We start from the raw sequence: 22,114 nt of genomic DNA on the forward strand, positions 1-22,114 counted from the left end.
AACACCAGCATTCCAACCCTCGGAACACCGCCGCTTTCGCGTCGCTGCGTTTGCAGCACAGAAACGAGATTATGTAGAACTCTTCGCTTTACGTCAACAGGTTTCTTACTCAACCCCTGACTTCCGATTTTGCTGCAACGCCCGTCCTGCTTGGCTCTGCGGCATCCTCTGTTACGCTGCGGCTCCTGCACTTTCTCGCTTCCCTTCGCCTCGTCGTGAAGCGAAGGAACGGAATTCTAGTGCCCGTTTCAACTCAGCGCAAGTCCTTCAGCAAAAGAATTTTAACGATGCTTAAAAGCGGGTTTCCGCTTCTCGACAAACGCAGCCATTCCTTCCTTTTGATCTTCGGTTGCAAACAGCGAATGGAACATCCGGCGCTCAAAATGAACCCCTTCCGCCAATGTCGATTCATAAGCGCGATTGACTGATTCCTTCGCCATCATCACTGCTGGGAGAGAGAAACCCGCTATTGTCGATGCCGCCTGCATGGCTTCGTCCAACAAGGCCGCCGCGGGAACGACGCGCGACACCAATCCCGCCCGCTCGGCTTCTTCAGCGTCCATCATCCGCGCCGTCAGACACATGTCCATTGCCTTCGCCTTCGATACAGCGCGCGGCAGCCGCTGCGTGCCCCCAGCGCCCGGAATCACGCCAAGCTTGATTTCGGGTTGGCCGAACTTGGCGGTATCCGCGGCGATGATGATGTCGCACATCATTGCCAGTTCACAGCCGCCACCAAGCGCGAATCCGGCAACAGCCGCGATGATCGGCTTGCGGACAGTGCGCACAGCTTCCCAATTGCGTGTGATGTAGTCACCTTTGAATGTATCCATGTAGGTGTAGTTCGCCATCATGCCGATGTCCGCGCCCGCTGCGAACGCCTTTTCGCTGCCGGTCAGCACAATGGCGCCGATGTTCTCGTCGGCATCGAATTGCTTGAGTACGGCGCCGAGTTCATCCATCAGCGCGTCATTGAGTGCATTGAGCGCTTTCGGTCGGTTCAATGTGATCAGGCCGACACGCCCGCGCACCTCGGTCAACAGATTCTCGTAAGACATTCACCTCTCCTGTTTGAAGTCGCGCGAAATCGCTTCGCGCACGCGTCTTGAAAATGCTAACATTCGCAAACCAACCGGTCGGTTAATTAATTATCCGAGCGTCCCTACCGCCACTGATCCCTTTGCCGCCATGACCCATCCGCTCTTCACGAAGCACGAAGCAACGCTTGATCAAGCGCTTGCCGCTATTGCAACGCGAGGCTATTGGAGCCCGTTTTCCGAAATGCCGAGTCCCAAAGTGTACGGTGAAACAGCGAATTCCGACGGCGAGGCGGCCTTCAAGGCGCACCTGAACCGGCCTTTCGAGCTGGATCAGCCCTTCAGTGGTGAAACGGTGGGTAACGAACGGTCTCCTTTTGGATTCGAGCTGGGGATTCGATATCCGAAAATGGACATCGACACATTGCTTGCTGCCTCCACTGCCGCGCAACGTCAATGGCGAGCCGCCGGCCCCACAGCCTGGGTTGGCGTGAGCCTCGAGATTCTGTCGCGGCTGAACAAGGCCAGTTTCGAGATCGGTTACAGCGTGATGCACACGACCGGCCAGGCATTCATGATGGCGTTCCAGGCAGGTGGACCGCACGCGCAAGACCGGGCGCTGGAAGCGGTGACCTACGCGTGGGATCAGCTTCGCCGGATTCCTGCCGATGCTCACTGGGAAAAGCCCCAGGGCAAGAATCCTCCGCTCGCAATGCATAAGCAATTTACTGTAGTACCGCGCGGCACCGGTCTCGTACTCGGATGCTGCACGTTCCCAACCTGGAACGGTTATCCCGGCATGTTCGCCGACCTGGCCACGGGAAATACTGTAATCGTCAAGCCGCATCCGGGTGCAATCTTGCCTCTCGCCATCACTGTCCGCATTGCACGCGAAGTTTTGCGTGAGGCCGGATTCGACCCCAACGTGATCACGCTTCTGGCCACGGGAGGGAACGACGGTCCCCTCGTGCAGGATCTTGCTCTGCGTCCGGAGATCAAGATCATCGACTTCACTGGCAGCACGCAAAACGGCAACTGGCTCGAATGCAACGCGCATCAGGCCCAGGTCTATACGGAAAAGGCCGGCGTGAACCAGATCGTGATTGATTCCGTCGACAACATCAAAGCCGTTGCCAGCAACATCGCCTTCTCCCTTGCGCTTTACTCCGGGCAGATGTGCACGGCGCCGCAAAACATCTACGTCCCTCGTGACGGCATTCGCACGAGCGAAGGCCAGATGAGCTTTGACGAAGTTGCGAAGGCGCTCGCGGCCGCCGTCGAAAAGCTGGTTGCGGATCCCGCCCGCGCTGTTGAATTGACCGGCGCGATACAAAACGAAGGCGTGATGAGCCGTATTGCCGAAGCCCGGCAACTGGGCGAAGTGCTTACCGATACTCAATCGCTTGCTCATCCTGTATTCCCCGATGCCCGAGTGCGCTCGCCCCTGATGCTGAAGCTCGACGTGCACGCTGACGCCAAGAACTTTACCCGCGAGTGGTTCGGTCCAATTTCGTTTGTCATTGCCACGGATTCGACAGCGCAATCGCTCGAACTGGCCGGATCCATTGCCGCCGAACATGGCGCCTTGACTTTTTCCATTTACAGCACGGACGATGCAGTCGTAGAAGCGGCCTACGCCACTGCCATTCATGGCGGCGTTGCCTTGTCGATCAACCTGACGAGCGGCGTCTTCGTGAATCAGACGGCAGCGTATTCGGACTTCCACGGCACGGGCGCCAATCCTGCAGCGAACGCGGCACTGTCGGACGCCGCGTTTGTCGCCAATCGCTTCCGCGTCGTTCAAAGCAGAGCCCATGTTGCGCCAAAGGCCGCAGCGCCAACAGTCGGCCAAACGGCCTAGTCCCGGCGGTTCCCGGAGCCGCGTCAACTCATAGGCCATTCGGCCGAATGGAAACCGGCGCCGGGCGCGATTAGTATCGAAGGCATGGGTATTCACACAGGCAGCCAAAGGAGACTTCATGTCCGACCACAACAACTCGATTGTCATCGACATAGACGACAACACGCACGTGGCCACGTTGACCTTGAATCGTCCTGAGAAACTGAATAGCTTCACGCGGACCATGCACGAGGCATTGAGCCGGGCGCTCGATGAAATTGAAGGAAGTCACGCCCGTGCGCTCGTGATCACCGGCGCGGGCCGTGGTTTTTGCGCGGGACAGGATCTTGCCGACCTGGACTTCACGCCCGGCGCAATGACAAATCTGGGTGCGCTGATCAATCAGTATTTCAATCCGCTCGTGCGTCGTCTGCAGGCGTCACGTCTGCCGGTCATTGCTGCAGTGAATGGAACGGCGGCGGGCGCAGGCGCCAATCTGGCGATGGCTTGCGACCTGATCGTAGCAGCACGTTCCGCGAGCTTCGTCCAGGCTTTCGTGAAGATTGGCCTGGTGCCGGATTCCGGCGGCACGTGGCTGCTGCCAAGACGCGTGGGCGAAGCGCGCGCCATGGGCCTTGCGCTGACTGGCGACAAGCTGGGCGCGGAGCAAGCGCACGCATGGGGTCTGGTCTGGAAGGTTGTGGACGACGCCGATCTGCCGAGCGCCGCGCAGGCACTCGCAGCGCAGCTCGCGCAGCAACCGGCAAAGGCGATCGCGGCGATCAAACACGCAATCCGTGCCGCCGCCAACAACACGCTGGATCAGCAGCTTGACCTCGAACGCGACGTTCAGCGCGAACTCGGCGACTCGCACGATTACGCAGAGGGTGTCGCTGCATTCAAGGAAAAGCGCCCACCACGATTCGAAGGTCTTTGAAAAACCAATCGCATTGATTTTGGAGAGGGCAGCCATGACGCCTCAGGAACTTGCCGATGCATCCGCGCAAGCCATGTACGAAGCGGACGCATGTAGTCGCGCGCTCGGCCTCGAACTGAAAGAAGTGCGCCCAGGCTACGCGCGCATGCAAATGAACGTGCGAGATGACTTTCTCAACGGTCACGGCATTTGTCACGGCGGACTGATTTTCACGCTGGCCGATTCAACATTTGCTTTCGCTTGCAACTCATACAACATCAACACGGTTGCAGCCGGCTGCTCAATCGAATTCTTGCGGGCTGTCAAGAGCGGCGACATGTTGACTGCTGAGGCAATCGAACAATCGCTCACGGGAAGGACGGGAATCTACGACATCCGGGTGACGAATCGTGACGAAGAAACAGTCGCCATGTTCCGGGGCAAGTCGTCCCAGATCAAGGGCAACCTCGTTCCCGTAAAACCCTGAACTGCGGCATAACCACTCAAACAACATAGCGCCCGGCAAATTCCATTCGGGTTGCAAATAGACGACTAGAAAACTGGAAGGAGACATTCCATGACCGCCCCGCTTCCACTGGACCCAATAGAGACAGCAAGCCGCGACGAACTTACCGCGTTGCAGCTTGAACGACTCAAATGGTCGATCGCGCACGCGTACGAGAATTCGCCGGTATATAGGCGCAAGTTCGACGAGGCGGGCGTGCATCCGGATGACGTCAAGAGTCTCGCCGACATCGCGCGCTTTCCCTTCACGACAAAAAAGGATCTCCGCGATAACTATCCGTACGGCATGTTCGCCGTCCCGCATGATCAAATTTCACGGATTCACGCTTCGTCGGGAACAACGGGAAAGCCAACGGTCGTGGGCTATACGGCAAAGGACATCGACACATGGTCAGATCTTGTCGCTCGCTCCATTCGCGCAGCCGGCGCGAGACGTGGCGACAAGGTGCATGTCAGTTATGGATACGGCCTCTTTACCGGCGGCCTCGGCGCCCATTACGGCGCCGAGCGGGCCGGCCTGACCGTCATTCCGTTCGGCGGCGGCCAGACCGAGAAGCAAGTTCAGCTCATTCAGGATTTCCGCCCCGACATCATCATGGTGACGCCCAGCTACATGCTGTCCATTGCCGACGAACTCGAGCGCCAGGGCGTTCATCCGGCCGACTGTTCGCTGCGAATCGGAATTTTCGGCGCTGAACCGTGGACCAACGATATGCGCGCCGCCATAGAGAAACGCATGGGCATAGATGCAGTGGACATCTACGGACTGTCGGAAGTCATGGGACCGGGCGTAGCATCGGAATGCGTAGAAACGAAGGATGGTCCAACGATCTGGGAAGATCACTTCTATCCGGAAATCATCGATCCGGATACGGGCGAAGTACTGCCGGACGGCGAGTTGGGCGAACTCGTATTCACGTCGCTGACAAAGGAAGCGTTACCGATCATCCGCTACCGGACGCGCGATCTCACCCGCCTTCTGCCTGGAACCGCGCGGACCATGCGGCGAATGGAAAAAATCACTGGCCGCTCGGACGACATGATGATCGTGAGAGGCGTGAATGTTTTCCCGACGCAGATCGAGGAGCTATTACTCAGGCAACACGCGCTGGCGCCGCACTATCAAATCGTGCTGACCAAGGAAGGACCGCTCGACGTGCTCACGCTGAATATCGAACCTTGTCCCGAGACAGCACCTGACGCCGTCTTGCTCAATCAAGCCAGCGCTGCGCTTGCTTGCGACATAAAAGCGTTGATTGGTGTGAGCGCAGTGATCCGGTTGCTGGATGTGAACGGGATCGAACGCTCGGTCGGAAAGGCGCGACGGGTGATCGACCGGCGCAACGCTGTAACCTGATCTTCGAATCCGCATCAGCAAGCAGCCGTTCACCAAGGAACGGCTGCGCAATTCCTAAGAATTCGGCAGCAGCAACCACATGCGGCCACCTTGCTTCATCCGGCCGGCGAGATCTCCCGCATCATCGCCCAGCCCCCAGAAATAGTCCGCGCGCACGCCGCCTTTGATCGCGCTGCCGGTGTCCTGGGCAAACACGAGCCGGTTCATCGGGGAGTTGCTCAAAGGACGCGTGGTCTGAAGGAAAACCGGCGTTCCCAACGGGATCGACGATGGATCGACTGCAATCGACCGCTCCGGCGTGAGCGGAACGCCCAATGCGCCAACTGGCCCGGTCCCCACGCCCGCGGCGAGCGTTTCCGTTCCCGGCATCTCGCGGAAAAACACGAAGCGCGGATTCACGTCGAGCAACGCATCGACGCGCGCGGGATTCGCTTTCGCCCAGGCCTTGATGCCCTGCATCGTGGCCTGCGCAGGCGTCAGTTCGCGCCGATCCAGCAGTTCGCGGCCAATTGATTTGTACGGCTGGTTGTTTGTTCCACCGAAACCGACGCGCATTGTCGTGCCATCTTCCATCACAACCTGTCCCGAGCCCTGGACCTGGAGGAAAAACGCCTCGATCGGGTCATCGACCCACACCAGCTCATTGCCGTTCAACACGCCCGAGCTTTCGAGTTGGGCGCGCGTCGGCAATGATGTGCCCGCTTTGAATCGATAAGGCCAACGATACAACGCGTATTGATACGGCCCATGCCGCGTGCGCGAACCCCGCAGCAACGGCTCGTAATAACCGGTCACGAGGCCATCCAGCGTACCGTCGGTGTTGGCCAACTGGAACGGTGTGAAGTAAGCCTCGAAGAATTCCCGGGCGGCATTCATGTCGAGATCGTCGAGCCGTTGGGCCGCTGCGCACGCGCGCCGCCATGTAGGCTGTTGCGCAAGCCGGCTGCAGTTCTGACGCATCGCCGCGGTTGCGCCCAGCAGGGAATCGTCTTGCCAGCCAGGAACCTGCTGCCAGCTCACGGCGGTCAGCCGGTTGGCCGCTCGCTGCCCCGTGATGATCGGCGCGCCGGTTGGCGGGGCTTGATATCCGGATTTGATCGCGCCGCCTCCACCGCATGACGCGAGCAAAACGGCCGTGGTGATGGAGAGGGCCCAAGCCGCCAATCCGGCGGCCGAGAAGGTGAAACGCTTACAATGTTCGTTCTTGATGGGAACCGCCATGTCAGATCTATTCGACGAATATCCAATGCTTGTTTTTGCGCTCGAGTCACTCGTGGCGCTGCTTTTGCTGGTTTTTATCGTCGCGTGGACGGCGTCCGGCAAAAAGAAAAACAGGCGCTAGGAGCGCGCAACGCTTTTCAATGCAGCGTGCGCGGCATGTGCAGCGCGAACTCGGCAATAGGCGCCTCGAAACGCTCGCCGTCCTCGGCCACACAAAAATACGAACCGCGCATGGTGCCAACTGGCGTCGCGATCACGGCCCAGCTTGTGTACTCGAATTTTTCGCCCGGCGGCAATAACGGCTGATTGCCCACCACGCCCAGCCCTTTCACTTCCTGAACCACGTTTTCACTATCCGTGATTATCCAGTGCCGCGAGATCAACTGCGCGGCAACCTGACCGGTATTCCGGATGGTCAGCGTGTACGCGAACGCAAACTGGTGAGCATCCGGTTCTGATTGGTCAGGAAGATATTGCGTCTGGACCGATACACTGAATTCATACTGGCTCATCGCTTTTCCAATTCAAGATGTGCTGAGCGCGGTGCGGCCTGAAGGCCGGCGACCGCGCGGTTACGCGAATTTGCGTGAACGTCAGGTGACGCATTCTGCTTCATGCAGCCAGCGCCCGCAACAGAACGCGGCGCTTCGCAAGGGCTTTGTCATGCCTTTGAAACCCCGCCGGAGTAGTACCGTGACGGGGAAAAGCGCAGGCGCGGGCCGCACGCGTTAGCCATTCGGTCAGCGGTCAAAAACGTCGCGTCGCGGTAAAATGCGTTTCCCGCTCGCAACCGGCCGACGTCATGACGCAATTCCGCTTGTCCCCCAGTATCTTGTCCGCCGACTTCGCCATTCTCGGTGAAGAGGTGCGCAATGTGGTCGCCGCCGGCGCGGACTGGATCCATTTCGACGTAATGGACAACCATTACGTGCCGAATCTGACAATCGGGCCCATGGTCTGCAAGGCGCTGCGGCCGCACACGACCGTGCCTATCGACGTGCATTTGATGGTGCGTCCGGTGGATCGTATCGTGCCGGACTTCGCCGAAGCCGGTGCGAATGTGATCAGTTTTCACCCGCAAGGTTCGGATCATATTGACCGGACGCTTTCGCTGATCCGCGATCACGGCTGTAAAGCTGGCCTGGTTTTCAACCCGGCGACCTCGCTGAGTCATCTTGATTACGTGATGGACAAGGTCGATCTGGTGCTGATCATGTCGGTGAATCCGGGTTTCGGCGGCCAGTCCTTCATTCCCGAAGCGCTCACCAAGCTGCGCGAAGCGCGCCGGCGAATCGACGAATATCGCGAGCGGACCGGAAGGGAAATCCATCTCGAAGTAGACGGCGGAGTAAAGATCGAGAACATCCGCGAAATCGCCGAAGCCGGTGCGGACACGTTCGTGGCGGGATCGGCAATCTTCGGCCACCATGACTACAGCGAAATCATCGGCAAGATGCGCGCGGAATTGGCGAAAGTGAACACCGGGGATGCACGATGAGCGAACTTACCGCCGAGCTTCCGGCATTTACCAACAAGACGTTGCGGGCGGCGATCATCGACCTGGACGGCACCATGGTCGATACCGCAGACGATTTCACCGCGGCGCTCAACGGCATGCTCGCGCGCATCGGCACGAAAGCGACTGACCGGGACGAAGTGACCGCGTATATTGGCAAGGGTTCGGAGAATCTGATCCGCAGCGTCTTGGCCGTGCGCTTTTCCGCGCTGGAAGCAAACACCAGATTCGACGACGCCCTCGCGATCTATCAGACGGAATACGCGCGCATCAACGGACAGCGCGCGACGCTGTTTCCGGAGGTGACGGAAGGGCTGAAGGCGCTGCGAAATCTCGGCTTGCCGCTCGCGTGCGTGACCAACAAGCCGCACCGGTTCGCGGTGGAACTGCTCACCAAATTCGGCCTGGCAGAATACTTCAAGGTCGTGCTTGGTGGCGACTCGGTCCCGCAGAAGAAACCCGATCCCGCGCCCATGCTGATTGCCTGCGAACGTCTTGACGTTCTGCCGCGGGAAGCGGTTGCTATCGGGGATTCGGAGAACGACGCGCTGGCGGGCCGTGCAGCCGGTATGGCGACGCTTACGGTGCCTTACGGATACAACCACGGCAAACCCGTGCACCTCATAAAATCCGATGGTATAGTTTCTTCCCTGCTGGCTGCCGCACAGGCAATAGCAGCAACCATGGCCGCGCCCGATGCATCCGGCGCGACAATACAGACTGAATAGTTCATTCCCTCATGTTTCTGAACAAAAAACGGCGTCTGAGCAGCATCGACCGGGGAGCCTGGCCCTGGCGTCGCTGGTCGCGCTAACCTCGCCCGAGGTCCGCTGAAGCGTGTCTTCGGCAACCGTTTTTTGTTTCGCTGCGCACTCCGCGCGCCGATCCCGCTGACTTGTTTTACCTTTTGATGCCCGGCTCAATGCGCATCACCCGCCGCGCCCGATTTTTCTCTTGCCTCTCGCGCCTCACGGTTTCGTGAACGGCCTTGAGACCTGATAATCGGACATGCAGCGCGTGAGGCCCCCAGCCGACGCACCAATCCAAGCGGGTTCGCGCCGCGCGGCAGAGTTTCCGCAGCGCCCCAATAAGTGCCCGATGTCGCAAAAACCAACGAGCGACACGCAAAGGATCAGAACATGACCGAACTCGAATTCCAATCGCTGGCGAATGAAGGTTTCAACCGTATTCCGATGAGCGCCGAGGCGCTTGCCGACCTCGAAACGCCGCTTTCGCTTTATCTCAAGCTCGCGCAGTCCGAGCGCAATGGCGCTAACTCGTTCCTGCTGGAATCCGTGGTGGGCGGCGAGCGCTTCGGCCGCTATTCGTTCATCGGCCTGCCGGCGCGCACGATGATCCGCGTGCAGAACGGCGTGTCGGAAGTAGTGAAAGATGGGCAGGTCATCGAAACGAGCGAAGTTGATCCGCTGACGTTTATCGAAACATTCCAGAAGCGGTTCAAGATCGCCCAACGTCCGGGATTACCGCGTTTTTGCGGCGGTCTGGCAGGGTATTTCGGCTATGACGCCGTGCGTTATATCGAGAAAAAGCTGGCGCACTCGGCCCCGCGTGACGATCTCGGCTTGCCGGATATCCAGTTGCTGCTGACCGAGGAAATGGCGGTTATCGACAACCTCGCCGGCAAGCTGTATCTCATTGTCTACGCCGATCCCACCGCGCCCGAGGCCTATACCAGGGCCAAGCAGCGCCTGCGCGAGTTGCGTGCGCGTTTGCGTACGACCGTGCAGCCGCCGGTAACGTCGGCGAGCGTGCGGACGGAGACGTATCGCGAGTTTGCGAAAGACGATTATCTGAACGCCGTGAGGAAAGCGAAGGAATATATCGCGGCGGGCGAGTTGATGCAGGTTCAGGTCGGCCAGCGCCTCGTCAAGCCGTTCCGCGATAACCCGCTTTCGCTGTATCGCGCGTTGCGTTCGCTGAATCCGTCGCCGTATATGTACTACTACAACTTCGGCGGCGAATTTCACGTGGTTGGAGCGTCGCCGGAAATTCTGGTGCGCCAGGAAAAGCGCGGCGAAGAACGCATTGTCACCATCCGTCCGCTCGCCGGCACGCGGCCGCGCGGCAATACGCCCGAGCGCGACGCCGAACTCGCAACCGAGTTGCTGAACGACCCGAAGGAAGTGGCCGAGCACGTCATGCTGATCGATCTGGCACGAAACGACGTCGGCCGGATTGCACAGACCGGCTCGGTGATCGTGACGGACAAGCTGGCGATCGAAAAATATTCGCATGTTCAGCACATCGTGAGTTCGGTGGAAGGCAAGCTGAAACCCGGTACGACGAACTTCGACGTGCTGCGCGCGACCTTCCCCGCCGGCACGCTTTCGGGCGCGCCGAAAGTGCGGGCGATGGAAATCATCGACGAACTGGAGCCGGTGAAACGCGGCCTGTATGGCGGCGCTTGCGGTTATCTGTCGTTCACGGGCGAAATGGACCTGGCCATCGCAATTCGCACAGGCCTGATCCACAAGGGCAATTTGTACGTGCAGGCCGCCGCCGGCGTGGTCGCGGATTCGGTGCCCGAATCCGAATGGCAGGAAACGGAGAACAAGGCGCGTGCGGTTTTGCGCGCCGCCGAGCAAGTGCAAGACGGCCTCGATAGCGACTTCTGATCCGGAGAAAGACCATGCTGCTGATGATCGACAACTACGATTCGTTCACCTATAACCTGGTCCAGTATTTCGGCGAACTGGGCGAGGACGTGCGGACGTTCCGCAACGACGAAATTACCCTCAGTGAAATCGCGAAACTGAATCCCGAGCGGATTTGCCTTTCGCCTGGACCGAGCAATCCCCAACACGCTGGCATTACGCTCGACGTGCTGCGCGAGTTTTCCGGCCAGATTCCCATTCTTGGCGTGTGCCTGGGTCATCAGGCCATTGGCGAAGCATTCGGCGGCCGCGTGGTCCGCGCGCAAACCATCATGCACGGCAAGGTCAGCACGATCGAAACGGACTGCCGCGGCGTGTTTGCCGACTTGCCGAAACATTTTAGTGTGACGCGTTATCACTCGCTCGCGATCGAGCGCGAATCGCTGCCGGATTGCCTGGAAGTATCGGCGTGGACGCCCGACGGCGAAATCATGGGCGTGCGTCACAAGGAACTCGCGGTCGAAGGCGTCCAGTTCCACCCGGAATCGATCCTGTCCGAACACGGTCACGCGCTGCTCGAAAACTTCATCAAGCACGCGAAGCAAGGCGAACGCACGTGAACCGGGATCAGAACATGACCATTACGGCCCAGGAAGCGCTGCAACGGACCATTGAGCATCGCGAGATTTTTCACGATGAAATGCTTCATCTGATGCGCACGATCATGCGCGGCGAGATGTCGCCGGTGATGTCCGCCGCGATCATCACGGGATTGCGCGTGAAGAAGGAAACCATCGGCGAGATTGCTGCGGCGGCGACCGTGATGCGCGAATTTGCGAATCACGTGACCGTGCCGGACAGCGAGAATCTCGTGGATATAGTGGGCACGGGCGGCGACGGATCACACACCTTCAACATCTCGACGGCCACCATGTTCGTGACGGCAGCAGCCGGTGCGAAGGTCGCGAAGCACGGAAATCGCGGGGTATCGAGTAAATCGGGCAGCGCGGACGTGCTCGAGGCGCTCGGCGTGAATATCGATCTGCAGCCGGAGCACGTGGCGCAATCCATCGCTGAAACAGGCATGGGGTTCATGTTCGCGCCGAACCATCATCCGGCCATGAAGAACATTGCGCCGGTGCGTCGGGAACTCGGCGTTCGGACCATCTTCAACATTCTCGGGCCGCTGACCAATCCGGCGGGCGCACCGAATCAGTTGATGGGCGTGTTTCACGAGGATCTCGTCGGCATCCAGGTTCGCGTGATGCAGCGTCTCGGGGCCAAGCACGTGCTGGTCGTGTACGGTAAGGACGGCATGGATGAGGTCTCGCTGGGCGCGGCGACGGTCGTGGGCGAACTGCGCGACGGCGAAGTGCGCGAGTACGAGATTCATCCCGAGGATTTCGGCTTGCAGATGGTGTCGAACCGGACGCTTAAAGTAGCCGATGCGCAGGAATCGAAAGCCATGCTGCTTGGCGCGCTCAACAACAAGCCTTGCGTTGCGCGCGAAATCGTCACGCTGAACGCGGGCACGGCGCTGTATGCCGCGAACGTGGCGGAATCGATTGAAGATGGCATGCGGCTCGCGAAGGAAGTGATCGCGAACGGTCGGGCGCGTGAAAAAGTCGATGAACTCGTGCGATTCACACAGCAGTTCGCCAAATAACGGAACCCAACATGAGTGACATTCTCGATCGCATCATCCAGGTCAAGCGCGACGAAATCCGGCTTTCGCAAGAAAGCGTTTCGGTTGAAGAGTTGCGTTTGCAGGCGAGTGCGCGCGACTCGCGCGACTTTGTCGGTGCCTTGCGCGCCAGGCACGCAGAGGGCAAAGCCGCGGTTATCGCCGAAGTGAAGAAAGCGAGCCCGTCAAAGGGCGTGCTGCGCGAAAATTTCATCCCCGCCGATATCGCGAAATCATACGAACGGGGCGGCGCCGCGTGTTTGTCGGTGCTGACAGACGTGCAGTTCTTCAAGGGCAGCGTGGCGTATCTGGAAGAAGCGCGCGCCGCGTGCAGCTTGCCGGTTCTGCGCAAGGACTTCATTGTGGATCCGTATCAAATCCTCGAAGCCCGCGCGATGGGCGCCGATTGCATCTTGTTGATTGCAGCCGCCCTGCAGCCGGCGCAAATGAGCGATCTCGAAGCGTACGCCCATTCGCTGGGTCTGGCTGTGCTCGTGGAAGTCCACGATCAGGGCGAGCTCATGCAGGCGCTCACGTTGAAAACACCGCTGATTGGCATAAATAACCGGAACCTCCGCACCTTTGAAACGTCGATAGAAACAACCATCGGCATGCTGGAAATGGTGCCGCAAGAGCGTATTGTGGTGACCGAATCCGGCATTTTGTCGCGCGCGGATGTAGAGCGGCTGCAATCAATGGACGTGCAGACGTTCCTGGTCGGCGAAGCGTTCATGCGCGCCGACGACCCCGGTACCGAACTGGCGCGAATGTTCTTCTGACGCTGTTGCACGGAGTTTATTTTGAGTATCGAACGCGAGATCAAGCTGGCGCTGCCAACGTCGAACCATGATGAAATTGCTAAGGATCTGACGAAACGAACCGGTCAGGAAGGTCAAAAAATCCATCTGACAAACGTTTATTTCGATACCGCCAATCGCGCGCTCGCCAAGGCGAAAAGCGCACTGCGTTTGCGAGGTGCGCCGGGTCAATGGCTGCAGACGTACAAGACGGCGGGGGAATCGGCGGATGGAATGCATAGCCGGCACGAATGGGAAATGCCCGTCGCGGGCGAAGCGCTCGAAGTGGACAAGCTGCTCGAACATTGCGACGACGAGCACGCGCGCAACGCACTCCGTAATGCGGCGCCGGAATTGACGGCACTTTTCCGGACCGATTTCGACCGTGTGATCTGGAACGTCGAAATCGACGGCGCGAGAATCGAAGCGGTCCTGGATCTCGGGGAAGTCATCACGGATATCAATGGCGCACGCCGCACCACGCCAATCAGCGAACTCGAACTCGAACTCAAGTCCGGCGAAGAAGCCGGCCTGACGAACCTCGCCGCCCAGATGCGCGGCGCATTCCTCTACCTCCAGCCCGAAAACGCGAGCAAGGCGCAACGTGGCTACGAATTGTGCAATCCGAAAGCGGAAGGTTCGAACGGTGGCGTGAAATGAATCAGGCGTCGTTGTTCGAGGCAGAAGACGCTTCGAAAAATCACCCGTTCACATCGCTCGAAAGCCAGTTCGCCGCGTTGCCGGCTGATTGGCGCAAGCATCTGAAGGCGTTTATCGGCAGCCCGCATTACGCCGCGTTATGCGCGTTCGTTGACAATGAACGCGCCGCCGGCAAGACCGTGTATCCCGCCGATGTCTTTCGTGCGCTGCGCCTGACGAGTCCCGCCGACGTGAAAGTCGTGATCCTCGGACAAGATCCGTATCACGGCGAAGATCGGGGCGCGCCGCAAGCGCATGGTCTGGCGTTTTCCGTGCCGGCGCCGGTTCGGCCGCCGCCTTCGCTGCGCAATATCTTCAAGGAAATCAGCGCCAGCCTTGGCTTCGCCGCGCCCAATCACGGTTGCCTCGATGCCTGGGCGCAGCAAGGCGTGCTGCTGCTGAACACGTCGCTGACCGTGGAACGCGATAAAGCCGGCAGCCACGCCAAACGCGGCTGGGAACATTGCACCGACACGCTGATTCACGAACTCGCGATGCGCCACGAGCATCTCGTGTTCATGCTCTGGGGCGCGCATGCGCAGGCGAAGCGCGGGTTGATTGCGTCGGCGGTGACGGCGGGAAAAGCGCATTGCGTGCTTGAGGCGCCGCATCCGTCGCCGTTATCGGCGCATCGCGGCTTTTTGGGCTGCGGGCATTTCGCTTCGGCGAATGCTTATCTGGAAGAACATGGACGGCCGGTTATCGACTGGCGTTTGCCTGATTTGCCAGACTGAAGCGTCAACAAAAAAGCCCGCTATGTCATGAAGACGCGGCGGGCTTTCCAGATTTTCAGCAGCTTAAAACAACTTACAGCGCTGCGATCGAATCCCGCGCCGTAGCCAACGCAGCGCCAGCGGCGTCCGGGCCCATTGCCAGGCCTTCTGCATACACGAAGCTGACATCGGTCATGCCGAGGAAACCCAGGAACGTCTTCAGATACGGCGTTTGCGAATCGTTCGGCGTGCCGCTGTACTTGCCGCCGCGAGCCGTCACCACAATCACCTTCTTGCCCGTCACAAGGCCTTCAGCACCGTTCGCACCGTACTTGAACGTAATGCCGGCGCGTGCAATCCAATCGAAATACGTCTTCAGTTGCGACGAAATGCCGAAGTTGTACATCGGCGCGGCGATTACAACAATGTCAGCCGCCTGCAATTCGGCGATCAGTGCTTCACTCTTCGCGTGGATCGCGTTTTGTTCGGCGGTGCGTGCTTCGGCGGGCGTGAAGAACGCGCCCAGCGTGGCGTCATCCAGATGCGGCAGGTTATCCGTGAGAAGGTTGCGAACCACGAGCTTCGCGCCCGCGTGCGATTGCAGCAGCTTCGCCGATACTTCGTCGGCCAGCAATGTGGATTGAGCGCCTTGCGAGCGGGCAGCGGAATTGATTTGAAGAATGGTCGTCATGACGACTCCTGTCCCTTGTTGAGTGTGAGCGCGGACGCGCTCTGACAGGACGCATTCTTCGTTTTTAATCGATCGGGAAAAAGCTGTGCACTCAAGACGGATCGTTGCACTGGTGAAACAATCCGCTTTTTGGTGTCGTCGCCGGGTCAACCTTTCAACCAGCGTTCACGCCGTTGCTTCGTTTGGGCGCTGGAATCGGTGGTTGAAAGGACGTAGCGCGAAACATCCGGCGCGTCGAGTTTGACCTGCGCCACGCGCAATTCGTCGCGACGAAACGCGTGCACTTCGACCTTTGCGCCCGGCAAATACCGCGAAAGCAGCGAATCGAGATTCGATCCGGTGACGCGCAAGCCATCGATTGCGACCAGCACATCTCCCGCCGATAAACCCGCCTTCTGCGCCGCGCTGTTCTCGTGAACGGCCGTGAGCACGCAATCCGCGCCAGTGCGAACCCGCGCGCCAAGCGACGGTTTGCCTGTCGTGCCATTCGTGGCGATATCGGCGGCGAGTTTGATGCCGAACGGTTCCAGCAGTGTCTCCAGCGGCAAGTCGCGCGTGCCATGGACGCCTTCGCGGAACAGCTTTTTCAGATCGGCGCCGGTGGCTTCGGCGAACAGCGCTTCAACCTCGCTCTCCTCTATGCCGCGCGCCTTTCCATGATAAAAATCGCGGCCATAGCGCTGCCACAAAAGACGCATGACGTCGTCAAGCGACTTCCTGCCCGCGGTTTGCGCGCGAATCGACAGGTCAAAGGCAAGCGCGACAAGCGAGCCTTTCTGGTAATAACTGACGATGGCGTTCGCCGCGTTCTCATCCTGCCGATAGTATTTGACCCATGCGTCGAACGAGCTTTCCGCGACGGTTTGCTTCAATCGCCCCGAACCGCGCAACACGCCGCCGATGGTTTTACCCAGCATCGCGAAATAATCGCTCGCGCTGATCGTGCCGCTGCGCACGAGCATCAGGTCGTCGTAATACGACGTGAATCCTTCGAACAGCCACAGCAGCGACGTGTAATTTTCCTGCGACAGATCGTATGGCGCGAACGCCACCGGTTTGATGCGCTTTACGTTCCACGTATGGAAATATTCGTGGCTGCACAAACCCAGATACGTCTTGTATCCCTCCGTCATCTCCGGCCGTCCGGTAACAGGAAGGTCCGAGCGATTGCAGATCAGCGCCGTCGATGCACGATGTTCCAGGCCGCCGTACCCATCGCCAACAGCAACGGTCATGAACACATAGCGATCAACGGGCGCCTTCTTCGTGCGCGGTTCGAACAGCGCGATCTGCGATTCGCAAATGCGCTTGAGATCGGTTTCGAGACGCCGCATGTCGAGCGCGGCCACGCGGCCCGAAATCACGATGTCGTGCTTCGCGCCGTGGGCACTGAACGAACCGAGCGCGAACTCGCCGAGCGTCACGGGATGATCGATCAGCGCATCGTAGTTCGGCGCTTCGTACGCACCGAAGCCAAGGCGTTTCGTGCCTCGCGCTTCGGGCAGCGCCGTGGCCACGCGCCAGTTTGCATATTGCGCGCCCGAAGGCTTTTGAATATCGACAATGCACGGCGCTTCTGCCTGCCCTTCCACGGCCAGGAAAACGCTCGTGCCGTTGAAAAAGCCGATGGTGTCATCCAGATGCGCCGCCCGCACCGACAAATCCCAGCCGTAGACCTCGTAACGCAGCGTGATCGGACCGTCGTGCGGCGCGGTTTGCCACGCATGCTTGTCGGTTTTATCGATGGCGATCTTTCGGCCGGCCGCGTTGAACGCCTGCAGCGTCACAATGTTGCGCGCGAACTCGCGGATCATGTAGCTGCCTGGAATCCATACCGGCAGCACGAAGCGCTGGCCGGACGGATCCGGCTCGCTCACGGTCAGCGTCACTTCGAACAGATGCGCGGCGGGATTTTTCGGGACGATGGTGTATCGGATGGCGTTCATGCGTCGAAGTCCTTTGTTCTTATCGCCGGCTTGGAGCCGGGCGCGGGCGGCGATGCCTGCTTGAAAGCGAAAGAGGCGCATCGCGCGCCTCCTTGGTCTGGATCGGCCGCTGATTTCAGCGAACCGCCGAGATTTCCTTTTCCAGCCGGTCAGCCGGAACGGCGCCCGGCAAACGGCGTCCGTCGGCCAGGAACACCGTGGGCGTGCCGGTGACGTTCATCGACTGGCCGAGCTTCAGGTTTTTATCGATAGCCGTTGTGTCGCAACTCGCTGCGGCAGTCGGCGCGGTGTGGTCGAGCATCCAGCCTTCCCAGGCGTTGGAGCGGTCCTTCGAGCACCAGATCGACTTGGACTTCGAGGCCGAATCCGGCGACAGGACCGGATACAGGAAGGTGTAGACGGTGACGTTATCGACGGACTTGAGCGTGGTTTCGAGCTGCTTGCAGTACGGGCAATTCGGGTCCGAAAACACCGCGATCTTGCGCGCGCCCGTGCCCTTCACGACCTTCACCGCGTTTTCGAACGGCAACTTGGCGAAGTCGATCTTGTTGGTTTCGGCCAGACGCGCTTCGGTGAGATTCGTGCGCGTGCGGGTATCGACGAGATCGCCCATCAGCAGATAGTTGCCGGTCGCGTCCGCGTAGACGATCTGCGAGCCGAGATTCACTTCGTACAGCCCCGCAATCGGCGATTTCTGGATGCTCTTGATGTCGGCGTCGCCAATGCGCGATTGCAGCGTGGACTTGATCTTGTCAGTGGTTTGATCGGCCTGGGCAGCAATGCCGATGCCAAACACCGCTGCCAGCGTGGCGGCAGCGACCAAAGCGCGGCGAAGAGTGATTTTCATTCGGATTCCTGTGATGCTGAAAGTATGTGGGTAGTTGCGCGCGTCTTCTTAACCGAGCGCCGCCGAAACAAGCCAGCGCTTGATGTGCGGCTGCGCGCCCACGAGCGCCATGCCGGTATTGCGCACCGCTCGGGCAAGCGTGCCGGGCATGGAGAAAAGTCTCTGCAGACCATCGCACGCAATGGTCAATTTCTGGATGTCCTCGCGGCGAGCGCGTTCGTATCGGCGAAGCAGGACTGGATCGCCCGCCGACCGGAAGGCTTCCTTGCCCGCGAGCGTTTCGGCAAGCGCGGCGACGTCGCGCAGGCCGAGATTCATGCCCTGACCCGCAAGCGGATGAATCAGATGCGCGGCGTCGCCGACCAGCGCCACGCGTGGCCCGATGAGCCGATCGACCGTTTGCAGCGCAAGCGGAAAACCTTGGGCCGGTGTCACACATTCCAGCGTGCCGAGCATGTTTTGCGTGGCTTTCTCGACTTCCGCCGCGAGTTGCGCCGGATCGAGTTTGAGGAGCGCGTCGGCATGATCGGTTTTCGCGGACCACACGAGCGACACGTAATCACCCGGCAGCGGCAGCAACGCGATGATCTCGCCATCGCGGAACCATTGATACGCCGTTTCGGCGTGCGGCTTTTCGCACTTGAAATTCGCGACTACGCCGGTCTGCCGATATTCCCGCCGATGCATCTTCGCACCCGTCTGCGCCCGCACCCACGAATGCGCGCCGTCCGCGCCGACCACGAGATCGGCTTCAAGCGTTTCGCCGTTGGCGAGCGTGAGATGCGCGGCGTCGTCGTGAATCACGAGACCTTGGGCACGAGACTCGATCCACGTGAGGTTCGGCTGGAAACGCAGTGCGGCATCGAGCGATCGCTCGATCAGCGACGACTCCACGATCCACGCCAGTTGCGGCACGGCAGCCTGGAATGCGGAAAAATGCAGCTCGGCGAAAGCGTCGCCGAAAACACGCATGTCCAGCACCGGTCCGAGCTTTTCGCGCTCGAGCGCCTGCCAGACGCGCAACCGTTCAAGCAACGCCTGCGAACTCGACGAAAGCGCGTAGATCCGTGAATCGAAGCTGCCGGCGGCGGGCGGCGGAGCAGCGGGCGATGCGAGCAACGCCGTGCGCAGGCCGGATTGCGTCAGCGCGAGCGCCGCCGTCTTGCCGACCAGGCCACCGCCAACCACGGCCGCGTGAAAATTTCGAGAGTGGAAAGTCATGCGGGCATTATAGCCGCCGGGGTATTTCGAGATTCGATGTACAACACGGTGTTTCGGCCGCAGATCCGGCGCTGCCCCGCCGCGCCCAGCGTACCGGGCCGCAGCGGTACAATATCGTTTTTTCCGGCCCGCCATGACGTGGCCGCCCGCTGCACCGCGACATGCAGCGTTGACCCACGCGGCGCACGCCGTTTCACCAGTTCGAAGGATTCCATGAGCCTCCAATGCGGCATCGTCGGCTTGCCTAACGTCGGCAAGTCCACACTGTTCAATGCACTGACCAAGGCTGGCATCGCCGCCGAAAACTATCCGTTTTGCACAATCGAGCCGAACGTCGGCGTGGTCGAAGTGCCCGATCCGCGTCTTGCGGCGCTTTCCGAAATCGTCAAGCCCGAGCGTGTGGTGCCGGCGATTGTGGAATTCGTCGATATCGCCGGCCTCGTCGCCGGCGCGAGCAAGGGCGAAGGCCTTGGCAACAAGTTCCTCGCGAACATCCGCGAAACCGATGCCATTACGCACGTCGTGCGCTGTTTCGAAGATGAGAACGTGATTCACGTCGCGAACAAGATCGACCCGCTGGCAGATATTGAAGTGATCAATACCGAACTGGCGCTCGCGGATTTGTCGACGGTTGAAAAAGCGCATCATCGTTACGCCAAATCCGCGCGCTCGGGAAACGACAAGGAAGCGGCGAAACTCGTGCCCGTGCTCGAAAAAATCCAGGCGCAACTCGATCAGGCGAAGCCGGTGCGCGGTCTCGACCTGAGCGAAGACGAACTCCTGCTGATCAAGCCGCTGTGCCTGATCACCGCCAAGCCGACCATGTACGTGGCGAACGTGAAGGACGACGGCTTCGAAAACAATCCGCATCTGGACGCGGTGCGCAAGTACGCTGAAGCTGAGAAAGCGCCGGTGGTTGCGGTGTGCGCGGCGATCGAAGCGGAAATCGCGGATCTGGACGACGCCGACAAGCAGGAGTTTCTAGCCGATATCGGCATGGACGAGCCGGGGCTAGATCGCGTGATTCGCGCGGGTTACAAGCTGCTGGGATTGCAGACGTATTTCACGGCGGGCGTGAAGGAAGTGCGGGCGTGGACCATTCACATTGGCGACACTGCGCCTCAGGCTGCCGGCGCGATCCACACAGACTTCGAGCGCGGCTTTATCCGCGCGCAGACAATCGCCTTCGATGACTTCATTACATTCAAAGGCGAGCACGGCGCGAAGGAAGCCGGGAAGATGCGGGCCGAAGGGAAGGAATATGTGGTCCACGACGGGGATGTGATGAATTTCTTGTTTAACGTGTAGCAAAACACGAGCGTCAGGGCCAACCGTCTAAATCGCAAACCCCGCGTTACGCGGGGTTTTTTTTGAACATCACAATAAACGTCGCGTGGCCCGTCATTGCTTTAACGTTTCAAGGTCATCGAGGCCAAGAGCAAGGGAGGCCAGTCGATTTGCGAAAGTTGCTGCATCCGTCGCACCCTCGGCAACCGCAACCATTTCGTCTTCCAGGCTCGCGTCGCGGGGCACAGTAATATCTTGAAGCTTTAAGTAAGTTAATGCCGCAACAAGAGCCGTGCGCTTATTTCCGTCGTTAAAGATGTGCCCCCGGGCGATCGCAACCGCATACATAGATGCGATACCAAACACGTCGTTGAGATTGCCGTATGTGGACCAGTTCTCGATTCGAAGGAGCGCGCTTTCAAGGCCCGCGAATCCTGGACCGGCGAAGCCCGGCAAGCCCGGCTCCTCAATCAGGATTTCGTCGTGGATTTGAAGAACAAAGGCGGCATCCAGCATTCATCAGCGCTTTGCCAGCGCCTTGATTACATCACGATGTTCGGAGATAACCGCCCGAGCGGCAGCAACGACGATTTGTCGGTCTGATTCATTTGCCACGCGCACCGGATTTTTGGGTGCGATCATCGGCCGATCCTTTGCGCCGGGCTTGCTTCCCTTTTTGTCGGTGATCATTTCGTCGACTCCTGGAACTGCGCAGTATCTAAAGTAGGTGTATGGATTATACGCGCCTGCTGGACGTGTCAACGGACTGCTTCGGATGCCGAAAGCCCCGTTCCTCAAACGCTGTCCGGCACGATCCAATCACACGTTTAGGAACAATCGGATCGCATGAATCACGAACTGAGAGTAAAAACGGCAAACGTCAAGCGTGCGAGGCAAGCCTAAAACATGAGCAACAACGTCGTCCTTCGCCGTATCACACCAATCCTTCTCGTCACTCTTTTCATTCTGCATTCCCCCGCCGCTCACGCCTACGCCTACTCCGCCCCGAACGAATCCGACCTCGACAACCATCAGAGCTACCGCAACCACGACGGCCAAACCGTCCATTCCCCGGCACATTCCCGCTCGGGCGCTGCCCCCGACGGCGCCACTGCGCAATGCCGCGACGGCACGTGGAGCTTCAGCCGCCACCGCAGCGGAACGTGCTCGCGTCACGGCGGCGTAGCCGCCTGGCGCTGACT

Annotated in this window: 26 protein-coding genes; 16 read left to right on the forward strand and 10 right to left on the reverse strand. The window is 59.6% G+C overall.

The features are described from left to right. Window positions 1–295, forward strand: a 295-nt coding sequence (locus AWB64_RS32105; protein WP_208603333.1) for a hypothetical protein, incomplete at its 5' end; no start/stop codon positions are given. Here the strand turns inward: AWB64_RS32105 and AWB64_RS29085 are convergent. Continuing rightward, window positions 282–1,058 carry an enoyl-CoA hydratase gene (locus tag AWB64_RS29085; protein WP_060858879.1) on the reverse strand — a complete coding sequence of 259 codons (777 nt, stop codon included), beginning with the start codon at window positions 1,056–1,058 and terminating at the stop codon, window positions 282–284. The genes AWB64_RS32105 and AWB64_RS29085 overlap by 14 nt on opposite strands. 130 nt (window positions 1,059–1,188) lie before the next feature. On the opposite strand from AWB64_RS29085, the gene paaN reads away from it, so the two are divergent. The 4 genes from paaN to paaK all read left to right on the forward strand — a co-directional run bounded on the left by paaN (window position 1,189) and on the right by paaK (window position 5,675). Next, window positions 1,189–2,898 carry a phenylacetic acid degradation protein PaaN gene (gene paaN, locus AWB64_RS29090; protein WP_060858880.1) on the forward strand — a complete coding sequence of 570 codons (1,710 nt, stop codon included), beginning with the start codon at window positions 1,189–1,191 and terminating at the stop codon, window positions 2,896–2,898. Between the two features lie 118 nt (window positions 2,899–3,016). Then, a complete protein-coding gene (gene paaG / locus AWB64_RS29095) occupies window positions 3,017–3,814 on the forward strand; it encodes a 2-(1,2-epoxy-1,2-dihydrophenyl)acetyl-CoA isomerase PaaG (RefSeq protein ID WP_060858881.1) in 798 nt (265 codons plus the stop codon). A gap of 34 nt (window positions 3,815–3,848) precedes the next feature. Continuing rightward, a complete protein-coding gene (gene paaI / locus AWB64_RS29100) occupies window positions 3,849–4,280 on the forward strand; it encodes a hydroxyphenylacetyl-CoA thioesterase PaaI (protein WP_060858882.1) in 432 nt (143 codons plus the stop codon). A gap of 90 nt (window positions 4,281–4,370) precedes the next feature. Further along, window positions 4,371–5,675 (forward strand): phenylacetate--CoA ligase PaaK, encoded by a 1,305-nt coding sequence (paaK, locus tag AWB64_RS29105; RefSeq protein WP_060858883.1) that lies wholly within the window; start codon window positions 4,371–4,373, stop codon window positions 5,673–5,675. A gap of 54 nt (window positions 5,676–5,729) precedes the next feature. On the opposite strand, the gene mltA is transcribed toward paaK, so the two are convergent. Continuing rightward, window positions 5,730–6,896: a murein transglycosylase A gene (gene mltA, locus AWB64_RS29110; RefSeq protein ID WP_060858884.1), complete on the reverse strand. Its 1,167-nt coding sequence runs from the start codon at window positions 6,894–6,896 to the stop codon at window positions 5,730–5,732. On the opposite strand from mltA, the gene AWB64_RS32580 reads away from it, so the two are divergent. Then, on the forward strand, window positions 6,895–7,017 hold the full coding sequence (locus AWB64_RS32580; protein ID WP_279616273.1) for a hypothetical protein: 123 nt from the start codon (window positions 6,895–6,897) through the stop codon (window positions 7,015–7,017). The two genes, mltA and AWB64_RS32580, sit on opposite strands and share 2 nt — an antisense overlap. Before the next feature lie 16 nt (window positions 7,018–7,033). Here AWB64_RS32580 and apaG read toward each other — a convergent pair whose 3' ends face one another. Then, a complete protein-coding gene (gene apaG, locus AWB64_RS29115) occupies window positions 7,034–7,408 on the reverse strand; it encodes a Co2+/Mg2+ efflux facilitator ApaG/CorD (RefSeq protein ID WP_060858885.1) in 375 nt (124 codons plus the stop codon). Between the two features lie 290 nt (window positions 7,409–7,698). On the opposite strand from apaG, the gene rpe reads away from it, so the two are divergent. The 8 genes from rpe to AWB64_RS29155 all read left to right on the forward strand — a co-directional run bounded on the left by rpe (window position 7,699) and on the right by AWB64_RS29155 (window position 14,941). Beyond that, window positions 7,699–8,394: a ribulose-phosphate 3-epimerase gene (rpe, locus tag AWB64_RS29120; protein WP_060858886.1), complete on the forward strand. Its 696-nt coding sequence runs from the start codon at window positions 7,699–7,701 to the stop codon at window positions 8,392–8,394. Beyond that, window positions 8,391–9,140: a phosphoglycolate phosphatase gene (locus tag AWB64_RS29125; protein ID WP_060858887.1), complete on the forward strand. Its 750-nt coding sequence runs from the start codon at window positions 8,391–8,393 to the stop codon at window positions 9,138–9,140. Before rpe ends, AWB64_RS29125 begins: the two co-directional genes overlap by 4 nt. A 411-nt stretch (window positions 9,141–9,551) precedes the next feature. Next, on the forward strand, window positions 9,552–11,048 hold the full coding sequence (trpE, locus tag AWB64_RS29130; protein ID WP_060858888.1) for an anthranilate synthase component I: 1,497 nt from the start codon (window positions 9,552–9,554) through the stop codon (window positions 11,046–11,048). Window positions 11,049–11,062: 14 nt separating this feature from the next. After that, window positions 11,063–11,647 (forward strand): aminodeoxychorismate/anthranilate synthase component II, encoded by a 585-nt coding sequence (locus AWB64_RS29135; RefSeq protein WP_060858889.1) that lies wholly within the window; start codon window positions 11,063–11,065, stop codon window positions 11,645–11,647. Window positions 11,648–11,661: 14 nt separating this feature from the next. Continuing rightward, window positions 11,662–12,693 (forward strand): anthranilate phosphoribosyltransferase, encoded by a 1,032-nt coding sequence (trpD, locus tag AWB64_RS29140; protein WP_060858924.1) that lies wholly within the window; start codon window positions 11,662–11,664, stop codon window positions 12,691–12,693. 11 nt (window positions 12,694–12,704) lie between these two features. Continuing rightward, a complete protein-coding gene (gene trpC / locus AWB64_RS29145; RefSeq protein WP_060858890.1) occupies window positions 12,705–13,490 on the forward strand; it encodes an indole-3-glycerol phosphate synthase TrpC in 786 nt (261 codons plus the stop codon). Window positions 13,491–13,511: 21 nt separating this feature from the next. Further along, a complete protein-coding gene (locus tag AWB64_RS29150) occupies window positions 13,512–14,168 on the forward strand; it encodes a CYTH domain-containing protein (protein WP_060858891.1) in 657 nt (218 codons plus the stop codon). Then, window positions 14,165–14,941 (forward strand): uracil-DNA glycosylase, encoded by a 777-nt coding sequence (locus AWB64_RS29155; RefSeq protein WP_060858892.1) that lies wholly within the window; start codon window positions 14,165–14,167, stop codon window positions 14,939–14,941. The genes AWB64_RS29150 and AWB64_RS29155 overlap by 4 nt, the downstream gene beginning before the upstream one ends. A 73-nt stretch (window positions 14,942–15,014) precedes the next feature. On the opposite strand, the gene AWB64_RS29160 is transcribed toward AWB64_RS29155, so the two are convergent. The 5 genes from AWB64_RS29160 to AWB64_RS29180 form a co-directional block, all read right to left on the reverse strand. Further along, window positions 15,015–15,611, reverse strand: a complete 597-nt coding sequence (locus AWB64_RS29160; protein WP_060858893.1) for an FMN-dependent NADH-azoreductase — start codon at window positions 15,609–15,611, stop codon at window positions 15,015–15,017. 146 nt (window positions 15,612–15,757) lie between these two features. Beyond that, window positions 15,758–17,557, reverse strand: coding sequence for a M61 family metallopeptidase (locus AWB64_RS29165; protein WP_060858925.1), 1,800 nt, complete (start codon window positions 17,555–17,557; stop codon window positions 15,758–15,760). Between the two features lie 115 nt (window positions 17,558–17,672). Continuing rightward, complete coding sequence (locus AWB64_RS29170; RefSeq protein WP_060858894.1) at window positions 17,673–18,404, reverse strand: DsbC family protein; 732 nt, start codon at window positions 18,402–18,404, stop codon at window positions 17,673–17,675. Window positions 18,405–18,452: 48 nt separating this feature from the next. Beyond that, complete coding sequence (locus AWB64_RS29175) at window positions 18,453–19,625, reverse strand: UbiH/UbiF family hydroxylase (protein ID WP_060858895.1); 1,173 nt, start codon at window positions 19,623–19,625, stop codon at window positions 18,453–18,455. Beyond that, window positions 19,622–19,840, reverse strand: a complete 219-nt coding sequence (locus tag AWB64_RS29180; RefSeq protein WP_060858896.1) for a hypothetical protein — start codon at window positions 19,838–19,840, stop codon at window positions 19,622–19,624. The genes AWB64_RS29175 and AWB64_RS29180 overlap by 4 nt, the downstream gene beginning before the upstream one ends. On the opposite strand from AWB64_RS29180, the gene ychF reads away from it, so the two are divergent. Next, on the forward strand, window positions 19,839–20,933 hold the full coding sequence (gene ychF, locus AWB64_RS29185) for a redox-regulated ATPase YchF (protein ID WP_060858897.1): 1,095 nt from the start codon (window positions 19,839–19,841) through the stop codon (window positions 20,931–20,933). The two genes, AWB64_RS29180 and ychF, sit on opposite strands and share 2 nt — an antisense overlap. Before the next feature lie 93 nt (window positions 20,934–21,026). Here ychF and AWB64_RS29190 read toward each other — a convergent pair whose 3' ends face one another. Both AWB64_RS29190 and AWB64_RS31780 read right to left on the reverse strand, forming a co-directional pair. Continuing rightward, on the reverse strand, window positions 21,027–21,428 hold the full coding sequence (locus AWB64_RS29190) for a type II toxin-antitoxin system death-on-curing family toxin (protein WP_060858898.1): 402 nt from the start codon (window positions 21,426–21,428) through the stop codon (window positions 21,027–21,029). Window positions 21,429–21,431: 3 nt separating this feature from the next. Beyond that, a complete protein-coding gene (locus AWB64_RS31780) occupies window positions 21,432–21,602 on the reverse strand; it encodes a hypothetical protein (protein WP_157766726.1) in 171 nt (56 codons plus the stop codon). A 216-nt stretch (window positions 21,603–21,818) separates the two neighbouring features. Between AWB64_RS31780 and AWB64_RS31200 the strand changes: the two genes are divergently transcribed. Next, window positions 21,819–22,112, forward strand: coding sequence for a DUF3761 domain-containing protein (locus AWB64_RS31200; protein ID WP_075643371.1), 294 nt, complete (start codon window positions 21,819–21,821; stop codon window positions 22,110–22,112). Window positions 22,113–22,114 lie beyond the last annotated feature (2 nt).

The sequence above is a fragment of the Caballeronia sordidicola genome, from assembly GCF_001544455.2.
Taxonomy (GTDB): Bacteria; Pseudomonadota; Gammaproteobacteria; order Burkholderiales; family Burkholderiaceae; genus Caballeronia; species Caballeronia sordidicola.